A 19,528-nucleotide genomic window follows, 5' to 3' on the forward strand; every position below is an offset into this window, starting at 1 on the left:
ACCTGAGCGGGCGCCCCTCCCCCGCCAAGGTCGCCGTCGTCCTCGGGGGATCCCATACGGGCATGCTCGCGGCGGCCGCGCTGGCGGGCCTCGCCGACCGGGTCGTCGTCGTGGAGCGCGACGAGCTGCCCGTGGAGCCCGCGCCCCGCAAGGGCCTGCCGCAGGCCCGGCACGCCCACATGCTCTGGTCGGGCGGGGTACGGGCGATGGAGGATCTCCTGCCGGGCGTCACCGGCACGCTGACGGACGCCGGGGCACGCAGGGCGCCGGTCACCACCGACATGGTCGTCCTCTCGGCACACGGCTGGTTCCGGCGCTGGCCCGAGTCCCACCACGTGATCCTGGCCGGGCGGGACCTGCTGGACGCGACGGTCCGGGCACGGGTCCTGGCGGACGACCGGGTCGAGGTGCTCGGCGGCACAGAGGTGCTGGGGCTGACGGGTGACGCGCAGGCGGTCACCGGGGTCCGGGTACGGGAGCGCGACGGCCGCGAGCGGACCATCGACGCGGGCATGGTCGTGGACGCGACCGGGCGGGCCTCCGGGACGCCCCGTTGGCTGACGGACCTCGGGCTGCCGGCGCCGGAGCGCCGCGAGGTCGACTCCGGCCTGGCGTACGCGAGCCGCCTCTACCTCGCGCCCGAGCAGGCCCGCGACGGCTTCCCCGTCATCAGCGTGCAGCCGGACGCGCGGGCGGCCGGACCGGGCCGGGCGGGCTTTCTGCTGCCGATCGAGGACGGTCGGTGGATCGTCACCCTCAACGGCACGCGGGGAGGCGAACCGTCGCCCGCCGACGACGACTTCGTGCGGTTCGCCCGCGAGGAGCTGCGGCATCCGCTGATCGGCGACCTGATCTCCCGGGCCGAGCCGCTGTCCGGCGTCTCCTTCACGCGTACGACCGTCAACCGGCGGTACTTCTACGAGCGGATGCCGGCCTGGCCGGAGAACTTCACGGTCCTCGGCGACGCGCTGGCCGCGTACAACCCGGTCTACGGGCATGGCCTGGCCGTCGGCGCCCAGAGCGCGCTCGTCCTGCGGGACCTGACGCGGCGGTACGGGTGGGGGAGCGCGGGGTTGGCGCGTCGGGTGCAGAAGGCGGTGGCCCGGCCGGTCGGTGCGGCGTGGGAGCTGGCGACCGGACAGGACGTGTTCTATCCGGGGGCCACGGAGAACGGGCCGACGGCACGGGACCGGGCCGTGGCCGCGTACGTCTCCCGTCTCATGTACACGGCCACGGGCAACGGGCGTATCGCCCGCCGCGTCACCGACGTGACGTCGCTGGAGCGGCGGGCGGAGGTCCTGCTGGCGCCGGGTGTGCTGCTGGCGGCGGCGGTGGGCCCGTTGAAGCCGATTCTGGCCGAACCGCCCTTGACCGCCGAGGAGTTGAAGAAGGCGGAGCTTCGGTAGTCAGCCCGCGAACGGCTGTTGCGCCACGCCCTTGCCGGCCCCCGGTACCACCAGCAGTGAGCCCGCCACCGGGTGCGGGGCGTCCAGCCCCACCCGTGCGGTCGTGATGTACAGGTCGGTCAGGTCCGGGCCGCCGAACGCGCACGCGGTGACGCGCGGGGTCGGGAGGGTGATCACGTGATCGAGGCTGCCGTCGGGCGTGTAGCGGCGGACCGCTCCCCCGTCCCACAGGGCGACCCAGACGCAGCCGTCGGCGTCGACCGTGAGGCCGTCGGGGAAACCGGCGCCGTCCTCGATCCCGACGAAGGGCCGGCGGTCGGAGAGCCGCCCGCTCTCGTGGTCGAAGACGTCGACGCGGCGGGTGGGTGAGTCGATGTAGTACATGAGCCGGCCGTCCGGGCTCCACCCGGTGCCGTTGCTGACGGCCACGTCGTCGAGGACGGTGCGGTGCGTGCCGTCACCCGTGATCCGGGACAGGGTGCCACCGCCCGGTGCCTCGTCGTAGCGCATGGTGCCCGCCCACAGAGAGCCGTCGGGGGCCACGGCGGCGTCGTTGGCCCGGCGGCCGGGGACGGGCTCGTGGTGGAGCCAGCGGAAGGAATCGTCGGGGTCCAGCAGGGCCACGCCGTCCCGGAGGTTGAGGACGAGTCCGCCGCCCGCGCGCGGCTTGACGGCGCCTATGTGCTGGTCCAGGACGCGGACCGTGCGGTGGCCGGAGACGGGGTCGTAGGTGTGCAGCCGGGCGCCGAGGATGTCGATCCACAGGAGCCGCTGGCCGTCCCATGTGGGCCCTTCGCCGAGGGTGGCCTCGGCGCGTACGGCGACGTCGTACGTCGTGTGGCGGGTCATCCCACGCTCCGGTGGCCGAGGCGCTCGGACAGCTCGGCGGCGCCCTTGGCGGCGAGCTGCTCCAGCTCGACGCGGCGGTCGTCGCTCCAGCGGATCATCGGCACGGAGATGGAGAGCGCGGCGACGACCTGCCCGGTGCGGTCGCGGACCGGGGCGGCCACGCAGGACACGTCCGGGTTGGACTCACGGTTCTCGACGGCGACTCCGCGCTGCCGGATCTCGTCGAGGGCCTCGCGCAGGGCGGCGGGGTCGGTGATGCTGTTGGGCGTCATACCGGGGAGCGGAGTGTCTTCCGGGATACGGGAGGCGAGCTGCGGCTCCGGGAGGGAGGCGAGGAGCATCTTGCCGACGGAGGTGCAGTGCGCGGGCAGGCGCCGGCCGGCGGCCGACACCATCCGCACCGCGTGCGTCGAGTCGACCTTGGCGATGTAGATGACGTCGGTGCCCTCGAGGATCGCCACGTGTACCGTCTCGTCGCAGGTCTCGGCGACGGACCGGGCGACCTGCTGGCCCTCGGCGGCGAGGTCGAGCTGCTCGGCGTACCGGCTGCCGAGCTGGTAGGGCCGCACCCCGAGCCGGTAGCGTCCCGGCTGGCCCGGGACCTGGACGATGTACGACCGGGCGGCGAGAGTGGTCACCAGCTCGTGCACGGTGGTGCGCGGCAGTTGCAGCCTGCGCACGATGTCGGGGGCGGAGAGCGTCCCGTCTCCGTCGAGGAAGAGCTCGAGAATATCGAGAGCCCGGGTCACGGCAGGTACGAGGCGTCCCACAACCGGCCCCCTCTCTTTGTGTCTAAGGCGTCTGCGTTCGAAATTTCAACAGACGATCGGCATGACGAACACAGGCTAGCGACAGGCGGTTTCCTCCGGCAATGGGCAAGGGGGAGGTAGACCCACTCCGTGTGCGGCACGTCACACTGGGTTGCTCACGCCAGCTCTCCCCGCAACCGCCGAGCCCGCAGCACCAGCTCCAGCTCGAACCGCCGGTCCGGGTCGTCGATCTCGTCGCCCCACAGCTCCCGGATCTGGCGGAGACGGTAGCGGACGGTCTGGGGATGGACGCCCAGGCGGGCCGCTACTTCCGGGGCCCCGCCCCTCGTCTCCAGCCAGGCCAGCAACGTCTCCGCGAGGCGGCGCCCGTGGGTGGGGCCGCAGTGCCGCAGGGGGGCCAGGCACCGCAGGGCCAGATCGTCGATCAGCTCCTCCGGCTGGAGCAGGACCAGGGCCTCGGTGTGTTCGGTGCAGTACAGGACGTCCCCGGCGGGGAGCAGATCGCGTTCCATCAGGCGTACAGCGGCCTCGGCCCAGCGGAGGGACTTCGCCGCGTCGGCGAGCAGGACCGGGGGTCCTATCGCGCCCGCCCAGCCGGTCAGGGCCCGGTGCAGAAGTTCGGGGCGGCCCGCCGCGCCCGGTTCCGGGACGACCATGCGGGGCTGTTCGTAGTCCATGTCCAGGAGGACGCCCTGGCCCACCGCTGGAGGCACCGCCTCACGGGCCGGACGGAGCAGGACGCCGACCGCCACCTTCTTCGGGAGGGGCCAGCCGATGCGGGCCGCGCGTTCCGTCAGCGCGTCCGCCGGGTCGCCCCGGTGGCGTTCGGCCAGGAGTAACTCCATCAGGCGGCGCTGCAGGCGCAGGCGCTCGCCCGCCTGGCGGGCCGCTGCCTCCGCGTAGCCTCGGACCGACTGGTCGACCAGACCGTCCAGGTACTCGTAGCCCGCGTCCACCAGCTCGTACATTGCCGGCGGCGGGATCTCCACGCGCTGGCCGATGTCGGCGAACCGGCGCCAGGCCAGACGTACGCCCATGCGGTAGATCGCCTGGAGGGAGTCGAGGCTGCGGCCGTTCAGACCCTCGCCCCGGCCGAATTCCTGGAAGACGCCCGGGGGGACCGTCGGGCGGCCCTCCGCCGTTTCCAGGTGCTGGACGAAGACCTCGATCGCGCGGCGGATGCCGACCAGGGCCATCGGCTCGCCGGACTCGTCGAGGATCACCGGCAGATGGGGGTACTCGCGGCGGATCTCGCGCAGGATCTCCTCCGCGAGGGCCGGCGCCTCGGCCATGGCGATGGCCGCGAAACGGCGGACCTGGAGGCGGGGGACGTCGTGCCAGGCCGAGCGGGCGTTCACAGTTGCCGGGCGGGCGGGCACGGGTCAACTCCCCTGGTCCGTCTGCTCGTAGGTGATCAAGGGGGTGTTGGGCTGCTCGGGCGTCGCCTCCAGCAGCGCGACGATGCCGAGCGCGGCACCGAGGGCGAGCAAAGCGGAGACCACGACGGTCAGTGCGGCGGCGAGCAGTCTGGACATCGCAGGGCAGCCTCTCTCGAGCGGCTCGATCCGGCGTACGTCCCCACCCGGAACCCGTCCGGTACCCACCCTGCCTGTCACCCCAGTGTCGACAGGACATTGACAATCCGTCAAGACATTGACACCCCGTCAAGAGACGCATACGGTCTCCGGCCCATAGAGCGGCCCGAACTCCGTCAACTCACGCCCCTGGAGTGTCCGGATGCGCCGTACAGCCTCTCCAATCTCCCTGATTCTGCTGGGACTCGGCACGTTCCTGCTGGTACTGGCGCCGTTGCTCGCGTGGTACGTGGCACCGCGAGCGGCCGTGAATCCGATCGACATCGACCAGACCGCGGTCTACCGCGGGACGGGCAGCGTCTTCGACACCGAGGAACTGGAGACGGTTCCCGGACAGCGGATCACCGTCACCCAGCGGGTGCGCGCCGACGTCGAGGACAGTGAGCGCAGCGGCCGGGCCGCGGTGTGGGACGTCACCACCACCGTCGACACCGACAAGTCGCTGCCGGCCGCCGACCCGCACGACGCGCTCGAATTCGTCCCGCACCGCTGGGTGATGGACCGCAAGACCACCAAGCCCGTGCACTGCTGCGGCGAGAAGCCGTACATCGAGGGCGAGGCCTATCTGAAGTTCCCCTTCGACGTACAGCGACGCTCCTACCAGTGGTGGGACAACTCCCTGGGTTCGACGGTGACGTTGCGTTACCAGGGTACGAAGAAGGTTCAGGGGTACACGGGTTACCGGTTCACCGGCACGGTCGCCCCGGCGAAGGTCGGGACACGGCTGGTGCCGGGCACGATCGTGGACCAGCCCGGACGGCCGCAGGTGCTGGCCGAGGAGTGGTACTCCAACCACGGCATCGAGCTGGTCGTCGACCAGCGCACCGGCCGGGTGGTCTACGCACAGGTGGGCCCGAAGCGCACCCTGCGGGCGCCCGGTGCGAAGAAGGACGCCGTGGTCCTGCTGGACAGCCGGAAGATCGCGTTCACCACCGCGACCCAGAAGGACGCGGTGCGGCTGGCCAAGCGGGACAGCGGCCAACTGCGCGCGGTGGGCGAGACGTTGCCGATCGGGGCGGCTGTGGCTGGATTCGTACTGGCTGCCGTGGGGGGCGTTTTGGTGGTACGGGGACGCAGGCGCCCCGAGTCCACCGATATGAGCGATACGCCCGAGCCCGTCCTCACGATGTGACTGGACGTCAGCTCTAATAAGCCCGGAAATTGTCACCTGGGTGAGTAGCCACGGCGTACGGGTGGGCGAAAACTGTGCCACCCCACCTGAACACAGCCCGTCCACATCCTCCCCCTGGGAAACCCTCAGTCCCCCCACAACCAGCCTGAAAGACACTGCTGAGTTCCGCACCCTGAGACGAGTTGGAGCACCTATGCCCCAGCACGTGCCCCATCCGCTGCACACGCCTCCCCAGGCGTCGCAGCGGCAACCCTCATCGCACAGCCCGCAGCACTCCCCGGCGCTCCCCCCACCTCCGCGCCGAATCGTTTTTCTCGCCCATCGTGACCTGGACAATCCCGCGGCCGGCGGCTCCGAGCTGCTGGTCGACCGGCTCGCCGACGGACTGACCCGGCTCGGCCACCAGGTGACACTCCTGTGCGGCGGCCCGGCCTCGTACCGGGACTACCGCGTCGTGTCGGCGGGCGGCGAGTTCGGCCACTACCTGCGCGCCCGTACGGCCTTCGCCCGCCAGGTCGGCGAGACCGACCTGCTGGTCGAGGTGTGCAACGGCATGCCGTACCTCGCGCCCCTGTGGCACCACGGCCCCACCCTGTGCCTGGTCAACCATGTGCACACCGACCTGTGGAAGATGCGGTTCGGCGGGCCCCTGGCCCCGGCCGCCCGGATCGGCCGAAGACTCGAACACTGGGCCCTGGCCGGTGCGGCGGCCAGACACCGGAGCCTGCTGGTCGCCGTGTCTCCGTCGACGGCCCACGCCCTGCGGGCGATCGGAGTCGAGCGGGACCGTATCCGCGTCGTGCACAACGGCGTCGAGGAGCCGGAGCCACTCGTCCGCCGCTCGCCCGAACCGCTCTTCGTCGCCGTGGGCCGGCTGGTCGAGTACAAACGGATCGATCTGCTGCTGAGGCTCTGGGAGCGGGTGCGGCCGGTGACCGGTGGCCGGCTGGTGATCGTCGGAGACGGTCCCGAACGGTCCCGGCTGGAGCAACTCGCCGGTCCCGGCGTGGAGTTCACCGGGCATGTCACCGAGGCCGAGAAGCACCGGCTGTTGTGCGAGGCGTGGCTGCTGCTTCATCCCTCGGCCGTGGAGGGCTGGGGACTGGTCGTCACCGAGGCCGCCACCCGGGAGACGCCGACCATCGCCTTCGATGTGCCCGGGCTGCGGGACTCCGTCGTGGACGGGGAGACGGGAGTGCTGGCGCGGGGCGAGTCCTCGTTCGCCGCCGCCTGGTGCACGCTCGCCCTGTCGGGACATCGCCGTGAGCTGATGGGCAAGGCCGCCCGGGACCGGGCGGCCCGGTATCGCTGGGATCGGACCGTCAGACAGTTCCGGGCCGTTGCCGCCGAGGCGGTGAGGGGCTGGGGACCGTGACACCGCCTCGGGCGAAGGACCCCTCCCTCCGACGTTCCCTCACTCTCTTCCGGGCCTTCCTCCATGAGCAGGACGACCCCGAGTCCTGCTACACGCTGCTCGCCCGCGACGCCGTGGACCAGGTCGAGGCCTATGACGGTCCCGTCGCCGGCCGTACAGTCGTGGACGTCGGCGGCGGCAGCGGGTACTTCACCGAGGAGTTCCGCAGACGCGGTGCCGACGCCTTCCTCTTCGAGCCCGATCCCACCGAACTGGGAGCGAAGCCACCCGACTCCACCGTGATCGCCGACGGCTATCTGCTCCCCGTGCGGGACGCGGCCGCCGACGTCACCTTCTCCTCCAACGTGCTGGAGCACGTGGCCGACCCGGAGACCTTCCTCAGTGAGCTCGTGCGGGTCACCCGGCCCGGTGGGCTGATCTACGTGTCGTTCACCAACTGGCTGTCCCCGTGGGGCGGTCACGAGTGGGCGCCCTGGCACTACCTGGGTGCCGAGCGGGCCCGTGCCCGCTATCGGCGCCGTACCGGAAAGGCCGCGAAGCACACCCTCGGCGAGAACCTGTTCGCCGTGCACATCGGCCCGACCCTGCGGCAGGTGCGTGCCCGCGACGACGTCACGGTCGTCTCGGCGCGCTCCCGCTACTGGCCCTTCCTCGCGGAGACCGTCGTCCGGGCTCCCGGGATCCGCGAGGTGGCCACCTGGAACCTCCTCCTCATCCTCCGGCGGTGTCCACCATGACGACGTCCACGGTCCAGGCCCCTCCTCCGGCAGCCGTCCCCACCACCGCGAGCATGTCGGGCCCCCCGGAGGGCCCGAGGTCGCGGCGCTGGCTGCTGGGGTTCTGGGCCGTGGTCTTCGTGCTGTTCCTCGTGGTCCACCCGGGCCGGCAGACCTTCGACACCAAGCTGGGCGTCACCACGGACCCCGGGCGCTTCCTCGCCGACCTCGGGCAGTTGTGGCACGACCAGGGCTCCTTCGGCGGGATCCAGGACCAGTACGTCGGCTATCTGTGGCCGATGCTGCCGTTCTACTGGCTGGGCCACGCCCTCCAGCTGCCGGTGTGGCTGGTGGAACGGCTGTGGCTGTCGCTGATCGTGTCGGTCGCCTTCTGGGGTGCGCTGCGGCTGGCCGAGCGGCTGCGCGTGGGCAACGGGGCGTCCCGGCTGCTCGCCGCGGTCGCGTACGCGCTGTGGCCGACATTCACCATCGTCGTCGGCTCGACCTCCGCCGCCGCGCTGCCCGGCGCCTTCCTGCCGTGGGTGCTGCTGCCGCTGACGAACGAGCGCTGCAGCGCCCGGATCGCCGCCCTGCGCTCGGCGCTGATCATCCCCTTCATGGGCGGGGTGAACGCGGCCTCCACGCTGGCCTCTCTGCTGCCCGTCGGCCTGTATCTCCTCTCCCGGCCACCCGGGCCCCGGCAGCGCAAGCTGATCGTCTGGTGGGTACCGGGCGTGATCCTGGCGACGGCCTGGTGGGTGATCCCCCTGCTGCTGCTCGGCCTCTACGGCGAGAACTTCCTGCCGTACGTCGAGAGCGCGCGGACCACGACCGAGACGATGTCGGCGACGGAGGCCCTGCGCGGGGCCGGGAACTGGGTCGCCTATCTGCACCTGGGGGAGGCGTGGCTGCCGGCCGGCTGGACCGTGGCCTCCTCGGTGATCGTGATCCTCTGCTCGGCGCTCGCGGCCGGGCTCGGTCTCGCGGGCCTGGCGCGGCGGGACATGCCGGAGCGCCGGTGGCTGGTGCTGACCGTGCTGACGGCCGTCCTGGTGCTGCTCGCGGGATACGGCGGCGCGTTCGGCGCACCCTTCCACGGGCTCGTGCAGGACTGGCTGAACGGCGGCCTCGCCCCCTTCCGCAACATCTACAAGTTCCAGCCGGGTCTGGCGCTCGCGCTGGTGCTCGGCCTCGCCCATCTGGTGGGCGTGGCCGCCGAACCGCGCGGGGCACGTGCGATGAGAGGCCGCCGGTACGCCCCGCTGATCGCGGCGGTCCTCGTCCTGCCCGGGCTGATGTGGCCGTATCTCAACGGCACGATTCTGAACCCGGGCTCTTTCCAGCAACTGCCCACGTACTGGCAGTCCACGGCCGACTGGCTGGAGAAGTACTCCCCCGACTCACGCGCCCTCGTCGTCCCCGCGACCGCGCACGGCATCTACACCTGGGGCTCCCCCATCGACCAGCCGCTCGACGTGCTCGCCGAGTCCCGGTGGGCGCAACGGGACTACGTCCCCTTCGGCACCCCCGGCAACCGGCGCACGACGGACGCGGTCGAGCAGGCGCTGCTGACCGGCGGTGAAATCCCCGGACTCGCCGACTACTTGAGCCGGGCCGGGGTCTATTACGTCGTCGTGCGCAACGACCTCGACCCCGACCAGATCGGCACCGCGTCGTCCTCGGTCGTCAAGCGGGCCCTCGAACAGTCCGGCTACGAGCGGGTGACGGGCCTCGGGCCGCTCATGACCGGAGGGAAGATCGCGAACGACACCCCGCTCCAGATCGAAGGGCTGTACCCGAGGCAGCGGGCGGTGGAGATCTTCCGTCCGGCGAGCGAGGACGTGCCACGGCCCGGTCAGGCGGGGCTGCTGCCGGTCGCCGACACCGTCCAGGTGTCCGGCGGACCAGAGTCGCTGCTGCCGCTGGCGACCGAACTACGAGGCCGGGCAACGGTGTTGACCGGCGACAACCACCCGGGGCTCGGCACGCCGCCGCTCCAGATCGTCGGCGACGGGCTGCGGCGCGCGGACACCCGGTTCGGGCTCGTCAACGCGAACACCTCGTACACGTACACCGAAGACGAGCGGAACGCCTCCGGGGCCGCCCAGGACGCCGGTGAGAAACCGCACCAGATCCTGCCGACCAAGGGACTCTCGCACCAGACGGTGGCCGAACTGCGCGGCGCCCGCTCGGTGACGGCGTCGTCGTACGGCAGCTGGCTGTTCCATCTCCCGCAGTTCGACCCGGTCAACGCCTTCGACGGCAACCCGGACACCGCCTGGGCGGTGGGCGTGGCGGGCTCGCCGGACGGGGAGTGGCTGCGGATCGGGTTCTCCGACCCCGCGTACGACATGCCCTCGTCGTTCAAGGTCACGCCGTTGCCGCAGGAGAGCGTGCGGTCGGCGGCGACCAAGGTGCGGGTGGAGACGGAGAACGGCTCGCGCACCAGCTTCCTTCGGGCCGACGGATCGACACAGAGCATCAAGTCCCCTCCGGGTACGACGGGTTGGATGAAACTGACGATCGTCGACTCGGTCGCGCGCCGGACCGGTCTCGCCGGGGCCGGGTTCTCCGAGATCGACCTGCCGGACGTGCAGGTGACCCGGCTGCTGCGGCTGCCGGCCGACGCGGACTCCTCCGACGCGCCCGCCGAGATCGTCTCCCTGCACCGGGTCCCCGACCCGGCCGGGATCTCCCCGACCGGCACCGAGGCCGGCCTGCACCGCCGCTTCGACACGGCGGCCTCGGGAACGTACTCGGTGAAGGCGAGCGCGGTGCCGGTGACCGGGGAGGAACTCGACAGGCTGCTGTACGAGGTCGCCCCCGACCAGCGCAACCGCATCACCGCGACCGCCGACACCACGGCCACCCTCGGCACGGGCCTGTCCGCCCGCAACCTCACCGACGGCGACCTCACCACGGCCTGGATCGCGGGCGACCGGCCCACCGTCCACCTCAGCTGGAACGGGAAACAGCCCATCGGGGAAGTGGTGCTGGCGCCCGCCGGCGGACTCTCCGCCCGTCCCACCGAGGTCGACATCACCTCGCCCGACGGCGCGACGGTCGCCGGTGTCGACGAGAACGGCGCGGTGCGCTTCCCGCCGATCACGACCGACCGTCTCGACATCACGATCACCAAGACCGCCCCGCTGACCCTGCACAACCCGGTCGCGGACGAGGACCTCCAACTCCCGGTGGGGCTCACGGAGGCCTACATCCCGGCCCTCGACCAGTACCGGACCCCGCAGCCGAAGGCCACGCGGAAGTTCTCGCTGCCGTGCGGCCAGGGGCCGGTGCTGGCGGTCGACGGGAAGCTGTACCAGACCGGCGTGTCGGGCCGGATCCGGGACCTGACCGAGCGGCGTGAACTGACCGTGACGCTCTGTCAGTCAGGCCGCTCGGACGCCAAGTTGTCCCTCGCTTCCGGTGAGCATGTCGTCGAGGGTGGGGACGCCGGTCCGCTCGCCCTGACCGGCATCACGCTGATCCGCGGCACCGTCGCCGAACCGACGTCTCTCGCACGGGAGTTGCGGATTCGGGACTGGCTCGGCGACAAACGCGCGGTGACCGTGGGGTCCGGCGCCGCCTCGTACCTGACGACGTACGAGAACTACAACGACGGCTGGAAGGCCACCCTGAACGGGAAGTCGCTCTCCCCGCTGCGGCTCGACGGCTGGCAGCAGGGCTGGCGCATCCCCGCGGGTGCGGGCGGCACGGTGAAGCTGTCGTACGAACCCGCGACGACCTATGACGGTGCGCTGATCGGCAGCGGGGTCGCACTGGCGGTGCTGGTGGGCCTGGTGCTGTGGCGCAGGCGCTCCCCGAACCCCGACGAGCCGCAGCGGGTGCCCCCGGCGCCGGGCGTGTGGCTCGGGGTGGTCGCGCTCACGGTGGTGGGCGTGGTCATTGCGGGCTGGTTCGCCCTGCTGGTCCCGGCGTTGGCACTGCTCGCGTCCCGGCGCCATGCACTTCTGGTGCCGATCGCCTTCGTGGCGCCGGCGGGGGCGGGGATCGCCGCGGCGGTGGGAGCCGGTGAGCCGGTGGGCGCATCGGACGGGGCCTTCGGTCACGTGGCCCAACTCCTCGCGCTGGTCGGGTTGTTCGCGGCTCTGGTGAGCGTGCGTGAGCAAGAGACACCCCCCGAGTCCGAGGCACCGACACAGCAACTGCCGCCGGTCGAGGTGAGCAAGGGGAGGACGGAACCGACATGACCCCACCGACACGCATCCCGTTCCCGGTGGTCGACGAGGTCTCCCGCCACTGCCTCCAGGAGGAGGAACCGGAGACGGTCCACATCGAGGTGCACCTGCCGGGCCGACTGGACCAGTCCCGGCTCCGGAAGGCGTTCCTGGAGGCCCTGCACCGCCACCCACGCATCCTGATGCGGGAGGCCCCGGGGGGTCGGTACCGCCGCCGCTACGAGTGGGAGCTGACGGCGGAGCCGGATGTGGAGGTGGTGACCTTTGCGGCGCCGGGGAGGAACGCACTACGGGACGCGAGGACAAGGGCACTGGTCGAAGCACCTCCCCTGTCATTGTCCCCACCCGTACGACTGGAGGTGGTGGAGGGAGCAGGTCCAGCAGAAGGCAGCGAGGCGACAGACATTGTGGGCCTGCACCCACCTCTTGAGGGGCGCGGGGAACTGCGCGACCAGCCCCCACTCAGCCGCACCCGAAACACGACCGTCCTCTTCCTCACCATCAACCACACCGCCCTCGACGGCCCCGCCTGCCTCCGCATCCTCGCCACGGCGGCCGAAATCTACGGCGGCAAGGACAACTCCCCCGCCGCCCCACCCCTCCGCGCCCCGGACACCCCCCAGCAACCGGAGACCCCCTCGAACTGGTCCCGCCCCGCCCGCGTAGCACCAGGCACCCCCGAACCCTCCCCCGGCAACGGCCTCCTCGTCACCGAACTCCCCCTCCCCCACCGCCCCAAGGGCTCCCCCTACACGGTCAACGACCAGCTCATGGTCACCACGGCCCTGACGATCGCCCACTGGAACAGGGAACACGGCGCCGACCCCCGCCCCCTCCGCATCACCATGCCCGTCGACGACCGCCCGAGGGACACCACGATGCCGATAGGAAACGGCACCCGCCTGGTGGAAGTCCCCTTCTCACCCGACGAGTTGAAGCACACCTCGGACGACATGCCCGCGTTCCTGCACCGCACGGCACAACGCACGCGGGCCCTGAAATCCCTCACCCGCCCCCAACTGGGCCACGGCGCAAGCCTGCTCACCGCCCCGGTCACCCCGGTGACCTGGCGGGCGGCCCTCACCCGCGGTCTGCGCAGAGCCGCCGCCCCCTGGACCTCGACCACGCTGCTCAGCAACATCGGCCGCGTCCCGTACCCCTTGGACTTCGGTGAGGAGGCCGGCCGCGCGCACGCCGTGTGGTTCTCGGCGCCCGCGAGGATGCCCCGCGGCCTCACGGTCACGACCGCCTCCACCGCGGGCCGGCTGCACCTCGCGCTGCGCTGGTCACGCGCCCTGCTCAGCCACGGCGACGGCACCCACCTACGGGACCTGTTCGAGCACTACCTGCACACCACGGAGGTGGCCCCGTGAACACCACCGCACCCCCGCGCCGCGGCGGCCTCAGAGACTTCTACGAGGACCCCGCCGTCCCCGTCGCCTCCGGCACCCCCCGCTCACTGCGCCAGGCCCGCATGCTGGCCACGGCCCTCGGAGCCCCCGGAAAGACCCGGCGCACCGTCCTCGACATCGGCTGCGGCGACGGCACCGCGGCCGCCACCGCGGCACCCCTCCTCACCGGCCACACGATCGTCGGCGTCGACTGGTCCCAGGACGCCCTGAAGCGCGCCCGCACCCGGCTGCCGTACGCCATCCGCGGCGAACTCACCGGTCCGGGGCTGCCGTTCGGGTCCGCGTCCGTCGACGCCGTGCTGTTCAGCGAGGTCGTCGAGCATCTCGTCGACCCGGACGCCGCGCTCGACGAGATCCGCCGCATCCTGCGCCCGGGAGGTCATCTCATGCTGTCCACACCGAACTTGGCCGCCTGGTACAACCGCGGTCTGCTGCTGGCGGGCGTCCAGCCGGTGTTCTCGGAGGTGAGCCTGCGGGCGATCCACGGCAGGCCTGGGCGGGAGGTCGTAGGGCATCTGCGGCTGTACACGGCTCGTGCGCTGCGGGAGTTCGTCGCGGCGGCCGGTTTCGAGGTCGTACGACTGGAGGGGGCGCCCTTCCACGGTGTGCCGCGTCCGCTGCGCGCACTGGACCGGCTGGCGTGTGCCAGACCGTCGCTCGCGTCGATCCTGCTGCTGCACGCGCGCAAGACCTAGGGGGCGGGACGATGTGGTGGGGAGTGGCGGCGGCCCTGTTGGCGAACACCCTGTACAGCGTCGGATTCGTCCTGGAGAAACGGGCGCTCACCTCCCTGCCCGAGGTGTCGATCCGGCAACCGGCGCGGCTGCTCGGGCTGGTCCTCAGAAGTCCGCTGTGGATCGGCGGCTCGCTCTCGCTGGCGGCCGGGTTCGGGGCGCAGCTCGCGGTCTACCGGACGCTGCCGATCGCGGCCGCGCAGGGCATCTTCGTCTCCGGTCTGGTGCTGCTCGTCCTGCTGTCGGCCCGGCTGCTGGGCGAGGAGACGACCGGCCGGGAGCGGTACGCGCTGGGTGCCATCCTCGCCGCGCTCCTCATGGTCGTGCTGTCGCTGAAGGAGGGTTCGGACCAGGTCAGCCAGGACGCCCCGTACCAGCTGATCCTGCTGGTGTGCGTGCCGTCGCTGGCGGCGGGCGTGTGGCTGTACGGGTCCGCCGAGCGGCGCACGAGGCACCGGCACCGCATGCCCACGACCGGCGTCGAGTACGGCGTGGCGGTGGGCCTGCTGTACGGGGTCAGCTCGCTCGCGATCAAGGGCGTGTCGAGCTATCTGACGTCAAATGGGCTCGGCAGCGCGGTAGTTGAGCTGTTGGGCTCCCCGTATCCGTATCTCCTGTTGTTCACCGGGGCGTTCGGCCTGGTGATGTCGCAGGCGGCGCTGCAACGCTGCCGGGCCTCGCTGATCGTGCCGGTGTGCACGACGGTGACCTGCCTGTACACGGCGGTGCTCGGCACGCTCTCGTTCGGCGAGTCCCTGCCCCACGACCCGCTCCGACTCGCCCTGCGCCTCGCGGGCACGGTGCTCGCCGTCGCCGTACTGCTGAGCATGCCCAAGCACGATCCGGCGCCCAAACCCCCCATCGGTGCCAAGGAGTTGACGCCCCCATGAACCCCGACGACCCGCTGCTGCAGATCCTGGCCTGCCCGCTCGACAAGGGCCCCCTGCATCTCGTACCGCCGGACGAGGCCCTGTACAACCCGCGGCTGCGCCGCCGCTATCCGATCGTCGACGGCATCCCGCAGTTGCTGCCCGCCTCCGGTGAGCAGGTGACGGACGACGAACACGAAGACTTACTGAAACGGATGACTCCATGACCGGACCGGCTCGTACCTGGGCTGCCAGAGTGGCCCCCCTTCTGCCCACCCGGCTGGTCGCGGCGGCCGCCCGGGCCGTGTACCCGCGCTTCGAACCGGAGCTGGCGCGACTCGCCGACCTGTGCCCGGCGGACTGCCGGACGGCGGTGGACGTGGGCGGCTGGTACGGGCCGTGGACGCGGCGGCTGGCCGGGCGGGCGCGGCGGGTGGTGACCGTCGAGCCGGTACCCCATCTGGCCCGGCTGCTGACCTCGGCGGCCCCGGCGAACGTCCAGGTCGTGCAGGCCGCCGCCACGGACCGGCCGGGGACCGCCCGGCTGTGGCTGCCGCCCGGCGACGAGGGCGACCGGGGGGTGTCCTCCCTGGTCCGGCGGGACATCCATGGCCGGGCGGTGGACGTCCGCTGCGTCACGCTGGACGAACTGGACCTCAAGGACGTCGGCTTCATCAAGATCGACGTGGACGGGAGCGAGCTGGCGGTGCTGCGCGGGGCCACGGGAATCCTCGCGCGCGACCGGCCCGCGCTCTTCGTCGAACTGGAGTCCCGGATCCAGCCGATCGGCCCGGTGGTGACGTACTTGTCCCTCCTCGGCTACGACGGCTGGGTGCTGCCCCGCGCCACCTGGGTCCCGCTGTCCGGCTTCCCCCTGGAGGCCCACCAGGAGACGGCGTCGTACGTCGTCAACCAGGGTCTCCTCCGTCGCGTCCTGCCCTTCCTCCACCGCCCGCGGTACATCAACTCGGTCCTCTTCCTGCCCGATGGACGCCGTCCCGGTGTCGCCCGTGCGGAGCCGGAGGGCGCGTCGGTGTCGAGGGGAAGAGCGCGCGGAGGCCCGAAGGGGTGAGCACGGTCTTCCCCTCGACACCGACTGAGGCGCCCGGAGGCGGAGCACCAAGGAAATGGGCGGTGGGGGACGATGGGGGGCATGCCCTCCGGAAAGCAGGCGGCTAGCGCGCCCTTCACCCCGCTCGACTTCCAGCTGGTCCTGCTGCGCCGCATGGCCGACCACAACCCCGGCCTGGTGGAGGACGCCCGGCACGCGCTGGGCGTATCGATCGCGGACATGCGGGAGGCCAACAAACGCTGGCAGGCGATGGTCCGTTCACCGCGGTCCCGCACCCCCGCCTCCCGCTACCGCTCCGTCCTCGGCGCCCCCGAGACCGTCCTGACCCGCAAGGTCGGCGACCTGGAGTGCGAGGCCTGGCTCTGGCCCGTCCCCCTCTGGCCCGACCTGTGCTTCGAGGCGCTCCTGGCCCCGAACGGCTCGACGGTGTGGAATGAGTGGCTGATCAGGGCACCGGAAGCCGAAGGCCCTGCCCTGCGCACCCTCGAAGACCTCACCCCATGGTCCTGCACGGTGGACGAGGCGGCCCACGCCTTCCCCCCTGCCCGCCCCCTGGAGGGCACGGCCCCGACCCGCTGGGGCCTGACGTTCACGGCCCCGGACGAGAAGGGCGTGCGCCGGGAGGTGGTGGCCGAGTTCACGTGGGGCCTGCTGCAAAGGGTTGCGGTGCGCTGATCGCGCCCTACCGCCCCGCGCTCCGGCGTCGCGTCCCCACCAGCGTGGCCAGGTCCTCGGCCAGGGGGAGTTCGACCGTGTTCAGGGCGGGGTGCTCCAGCCAGAAGACGCGGGGGCGGTCCACGGAACCGCCGTGCCGGGGCGGCCAGTCCGACGCGGGGGTGAAGTCGTCGATCACGATTCTGCCGCCCGGCGCGAGGAGGCGGGCCGGCTCCGCCGGGGTGTCGTCGGGGGTCTTGCCGGTGCCGCCGCCGTCGAGGACGAGAAGGTCGTAGGGGCCGTGGGCCTCGATGCGCCGCCAGTCGCCGTGGAGGATCCGCACGTCGGGGCGGTCGGCGAACACCTCGGCGGCGACGCGGGCGCGCTCCGGGTCGCGCTCGACGCTGAGGAGCCGTACACCTTCCCGCGCCCCCGAGACCAGCCAGGCCAGACCCACCCCGCAGCCCGTGCCGGTCTCCCCGACGAGGGTCCGGGCCCCGCCCGCCAGAACCTGCAGCAGACGGCCCTGTTCGGGGCGGCAGGAGTAGGAGAAGCCGTGGGCGCGGGCCGCGGTGAGGGCTCGTTCGACGAGCGGGGGGAGATGGGGTTCCCCGTCGTACGCGTCGGTTCCGGACATCGACATGGCGTCATGATGCAGCGGGCCGGGCCGCCGTCTCCACCACGTCCGCCACCACACAGCTGACGTTGTCCGGGCCGCCCGCGGTGTTCGCCGCGTCGACCAGGGAGTGGACGGCCGTGTCGGGGGCGGCGGCGGTGGTGAGCAGGTCGCGGATGGTGGTGTCGGGGACGACGCCCGAGAGGCCGTCGGAGCACAGCAGATAGCGGTCGCCGGGTTCGGCGTCGTGCAGTTTCAGGTCCGGGGTGCCGGTCGTGAGGGCCTTGAGGAGCAGGGCCCTCTGGGGGTGGGTGCCGGCCTCCTCCGCGGTCAGCCGGCCCTCGTCGATCAGCGACTGGACCACCGTGTGGTCGTGGGTGATACGGAAGAGGGCGCCGCCGCGCAGGAGATAGGCACGGGAGTCGCCGATGTGCACCAGGGCGAGGCGGGAGCCGGTCCACAGCAGGGCGGTCAGGGTCGTGCCGTTCTCGTCGGTGCCCGCGGCCACGTCCCGTACCGCCTCGGTCGCCCCGTGCACCGCGTCCGCCAGGAGGTTGAGGACGTTGCCGGCCGGGAGGTCGGCGGTGTCCAGGAACCGCAGCGCCGCCACGGCCGCGCTGCTGGCGGGGGCGCCCGCCGGGCCGTAGCCGTCGGCGATCGCGAGCAGTCGGGCGCCCGCGTGGGCGGTGTCCTGGTTGGCTGGGCGGACCAGGCCCGGGTCCGAGTGGGCGGAGTAACGCAGTTCGAGCACGGTGGTGTCCTTCCTCGGCGTCGCCGCCAGCTCGTCGACGAGGAACGCGGCGAGATCCCGCCGTACGGCCGTCTCCGCCTCGACCTGCGCCCAGTACGCGCGGATCTCGTCGGCGGCGGCAGCGGGCGGGAGCGCGCACACCGTACGGATCCGGGCCAGCGGCATGCCCAGCCGCCGCAGCCACGCCACCAGCCGGGCCTGTTCGAGCTGGACCGGCGTGTAGTAGCGGTAGCCCGTCGCCGCGTCGACGCGGGCCGGACGCAGCAGCTCCAACTCGTCGTAGAGCCGCAACGCCTTCGGCGACAGACGGCACGCCCGCGCGAAGGCCCCGATCGTCAGCCACTCCATACGGCCTCCTCCGTTCCTCGCCCTCGATGGTGGGGCTTCACCAAGGGGGAAGGTAAACGGGTTGCCGCGGTTTCCCCTGCCGCGGATAGCCTGCCGGACGACCCCCATGGGAAAGGAACCCGCCGTGCCCCGCATAGCCCTCGTCACCTACGACCCCCGGCCCGAACCCAGCAAGGACGCCGACCTGCCCGTGCTGGTGGCCGCGCTGCGCGAGGCCGGGGCGGAGGCGGAGGCCGTGTGCTGGGACGACGGTGACGTCGACTGGGCCGGGTACGACCTGGCCGTCATCCGGTCCACCTGGGACTACAGCTGGCGGGCGGCCGAGTTCGTGGCGTGGGCGGAGCGGTGCGCCAAGGTGACGCGGCTCGCCAATCCGGCGGAGGTCGTGCGCTGGAACACCGACAAGCGGTACATCGGGGAGCTCGCGGAGGCGGGGGTGCCGGTGGTGCCGACCCGGTATCTCGCGCCCGGCGACCCCGCCGACCTGCCCCGCGACCACGAGTACGTCGTCAAGCCCACCTCCGGGGCGGGCGCGCGGTATGCCGCGCGGTACAGGCCCGAGCAGCACGACAGTGCCGTACGGCAACTGGAGCGCATGCACGCCGAGGGGCTGACCGCGATGGTGCAGCCGTACATGCGGGGCATCGACGCGGGCGGTGAGCGGGCGCTGCAGTTCTTCGGGGGCCGACTGCTGCACGCCAGCCGCAAGCGGGCGGTTCTCGCTCCCGGTACCGCCTTCGACGCGGCCAAGGTCGCCCACCCGGGCCTGGAGCCCTGGACGCCGACCCCGGCCGAACTCGCGGTCGCCGAGCGCGCCCTGGCCGCCGTACCGGATGCGCCGGAGCTGCTGTACGCGCGCGTGGATCTCGTCGACGGGGAGGACGGGCGGGCGCGGGTGATGGAACTGGAGCTGGTCGAGCCGAACCTCTTCCTGTTCCTGCACCCGGCGTCGGTGCAGACGGTGGTGGAAGCGGTGCTGCGGGCCGCGCGTTGACTTGCTCCTCGGGCTGAAGCCCGAGGATTCTGGCCT

General features: G+C 72.1%; 18 protein-coding genes. 12 read left to right on the top strand and 6 right to left on the bottom strand.

Annotation, left to right across the window (positions count from 1 at the left end; genetic code table 11):
- Positions 1-2 precede the first annotated feature (2 nt).
- Positions 3-1,406 carry an NAD(P)/FAD-dependent oxidoreductase gene (locus RNB18_RS25400; protein ID WP_394817670.1) on the top strand — a complete coding sequence of 468 codons (1,404 nt, stop codon included), beginning with the start codon at positions 3-5 and terminating at the stop codon, positions 1,404-1,406.
- Here the strand turns inward: RNB18_RS25400 and RNB18_RS25405 are convergent, their stop codons facing one another.
- The 4 genes from RNB18_RS25405 to RNB18_RS25420 form a co-directional block, all read right to left on the bottom strand.
- The gene (locus RNB18_RS25405) at positions 1,407-2,255 is read right to left on the bottom strand and encodes an SMP-30/gluconolactonase/LRE family protein (protein WP_311716428.1); all 849 of its coding nucleotides are present in this window, start codon (positions 2,253-2,255) and stop codon (positions 1,407-1,409) included.
- Positions 2,252-3,025: an IclR family transcriptional regulator gene (locus RNB18_RS25410; RefSeq protein WP_311716429.1), complete on the bottom strand. Its 774-nt coding sequence runs from the start codon at positions 3,023-3,025 to the stop codon at positions 2,252-2,254. The genes RNB18_RS25405 and RNB18_RS25410 overlap by 4 nt, the downstream gene beginning before the upstream one ends.
- Before the next feature lie 155 nt (positions 3,026-3,180).
- Complete coding sequence (locus RNB18_RS25415; RefSeq protein ID WP_311716430.1) at positions 3,181-4,404, bottom strand: helix-turn-helix domain-containing protein; 1,224 nt, start codon at positions 4,402-4,404, stop codon at positions 3,181-3,183.
- Between the two features lie 3 nt (positions 4,405-4,407).
- On the bottom strand, positions 4,408-4,560 hold the full coding sequence (locus tag RNB18_RS25420; protein ID WP_167368209.1) for a hypothetical protein: 153 nt from the start codon (positions 4,558-4,560) through the stop codon (positions 4,408-4,410).
- Positions 4,561-4,762: 202 nt separating this feature from the next.
- Here RNB18_RS25420 and RNB18_RS25425 point away from each other — a divergent pair, with 202 nt between their 5' ends.
- The 10 genes from RNB18_RS25425 to RNB18_RS25470 all read left to right on the top strand — a co-directional run bounded on the left by RNB18_RS25425 (position 4,763) and on the right by RNB18_RS25470 (position 16,804).
- A complete protein-coding gene (locus RNB18_RS25425) occupies positions 4,763-5,752 on the top strand; it encodes a DUF3068 domain-containing protein (RefSeq protein WP_311716431.1) in 990 nt (329 codons plus the stop codon).
- 193 nt (positions 5,753-5,945) lie between these two features.
- On the top strand, positions 5,946-7,127 hold the full coding sequence (locus tag RNB18_RS25430) for a glycosyltransferase family 4 protein (RefSeq protein ID WP_311716432.1): 1,182 nt from the start codon (positions 5,946-5,948) through the stop codon (positions 7,125-7,127).
- Complete coding sequence (locus RNB18_RS25435) at positions 7,124-7,864, top strand: class I SAM-dependent methyltransferase (protein WP_311716433.1); 741 nt, start codon at positions 7,124-7,126, stop codon at positions 7,862-7,864. The genes RNB18_RS25430 and RNB18_RS25435 overlap by 4 nt, the downstream gene beginning before the upstream one ends.
- Positions 7,861-12,054, top strand: coding sequence for a DUF3367 domain-containing protein (locus RNB18_RS25440; RefSeq protein WP_311716434.1), 4,194 nt, complete (start codon positions 7,861-7,863; stop codon positions 12,052-12,054). Before RNB18_RS25435 ends, RNB18_RS25440 begins: the two co-directional genes overlap by 4 nt.
- Entirely contained in the window at positions 12,051-13,415 is a 1,365-nt protein-coding gene (locus RNB18_RS25445; protein ID WP_311716435.1) for a condensation protein, read from the top strand. The genes RNB18_RS25440 and RNB18_RS25445 overlap by 4 nt, the downstream gene beginning before the upstream one ends.
- A complete protein-coding gene (locus RNB18_RS25450; RefSeq protein WP_311716436.1) occupies positions 13,412-14,149 on the top strand; it encodes a class I SAM-dependent methyltransferase in 738 nt (245 codons plus the stop codon). Before RNB18_RS25445 ends, RNB18_RS25450 begins: the two co-directional genes overlap by 4 nt.
- Positions 14,150-14,172: 23 nt before the next feature.
- On the top strand, positions 14,173-15,078 hold the full coding sequence (locus RNB18_RS25455; RefSeq protein ID WP_311716710.1) for a hypothetical protein: 906 nt from the start codon (positions 14,173-14,175) through the stop codon (positions 15,076-15,078).
- A complete protein-coding gene (locus RNB18_RS25460) occupies positions 15,075-15,284 on the top strand; it encodes a Trm112 family protein (RefSeq protein WP_057615464.1) in 210 nt (69 codons plus the stop codon). The genes RNB18_RS25455 and RNB18_RS25460 overlap by 4 nt, the downstream gene beginning before the upstream one ends.
- Entirely contained in the window at positions 15,281-16,129 is an 849-nt protein-coding gene (locus RNB18_RS25465) for an FkbM family methyltransferase (RefSeq protein WP_311716437.1), read from the top strand. Before RNB18_RS25460 ends, RNB18_RS25465 begins: the two co-directional genes overlap by 4 nt.
- An 81-nt stretch (positions 16,130-16,210) precedes the next feature.
- Positions 16,211-16,804 carry a hypothetical protein gene (locus RNB18_RS25470; RefSeq protein ID WP_394817666.1) on the top strand — a complete coding sequence of 198 codons (594 nt, stop codon included), beginning with the start codon at positions 16,211-16,213 and terminating at the stop codon, positions 16,802-16,804.
- Between the two features lie 7 nt (positions 16,805-16,811).
- On the opposite strand, the gene RNB18_RS25475 is transcribed toward RNB18_RS25470, so the two are convergent.
- Together RNB18_RS25475 and RNB18_RS25480 are read right to left on the bottom strand one after the other, a co-directional pair.
- Positions 16,812-17,426, bottom strand: coding sequence for an O-methyltransferase (locus tag RNB18_RS25475; RefSeq protein WP_311716439.1), 615 nt, complete (start codon positions 17,424-17,426; stop codon positions 16,812-16,814).
- Positions 17,427-17,430: 4 nt separating this feature from the next.
- Positions 17,431-18,498: a MerR family transcriptional regulator gene (locus RNB18_RS25480; protein WP_311716440.1), complete on the bottom strand. Its 1,068-nt coding sequence runs from the start codon at positions 18,496-18,498 to the stop codon at positions 17,431-17,433.
- A gap of 124 nt (positions 18,499-18,622) precedes the next feature.
- On the opposite strand from RNB18_RS25480, the gene RNB18_RS25485 reads away from it, so the two are divergent.
- Positions 18,623-19,492 (top strand): ATP-grasp domain-containing protein, encoded by an 870-nt coding sequence (locus RNB18_RS25485; RefSeq protein WP_311716441.1) that lies wholly within the window; start codon positions 18,623-18,625, stop codon positions 19,490-19,492.
- Positions 19,493-19,528 lie beyond the last annotated feature (36 nt).

The sequence above is a fragment of the Streptomyces doebereineriae genome (assembly GCF_031845645.1).
GTDB classification, from domain to species: domain Bacteria; phylum Actinomycetota; class Actinomycetes; order Streptomycetales; family Streptomycetaceae; genus Streptomyces; species Streptomyces canus.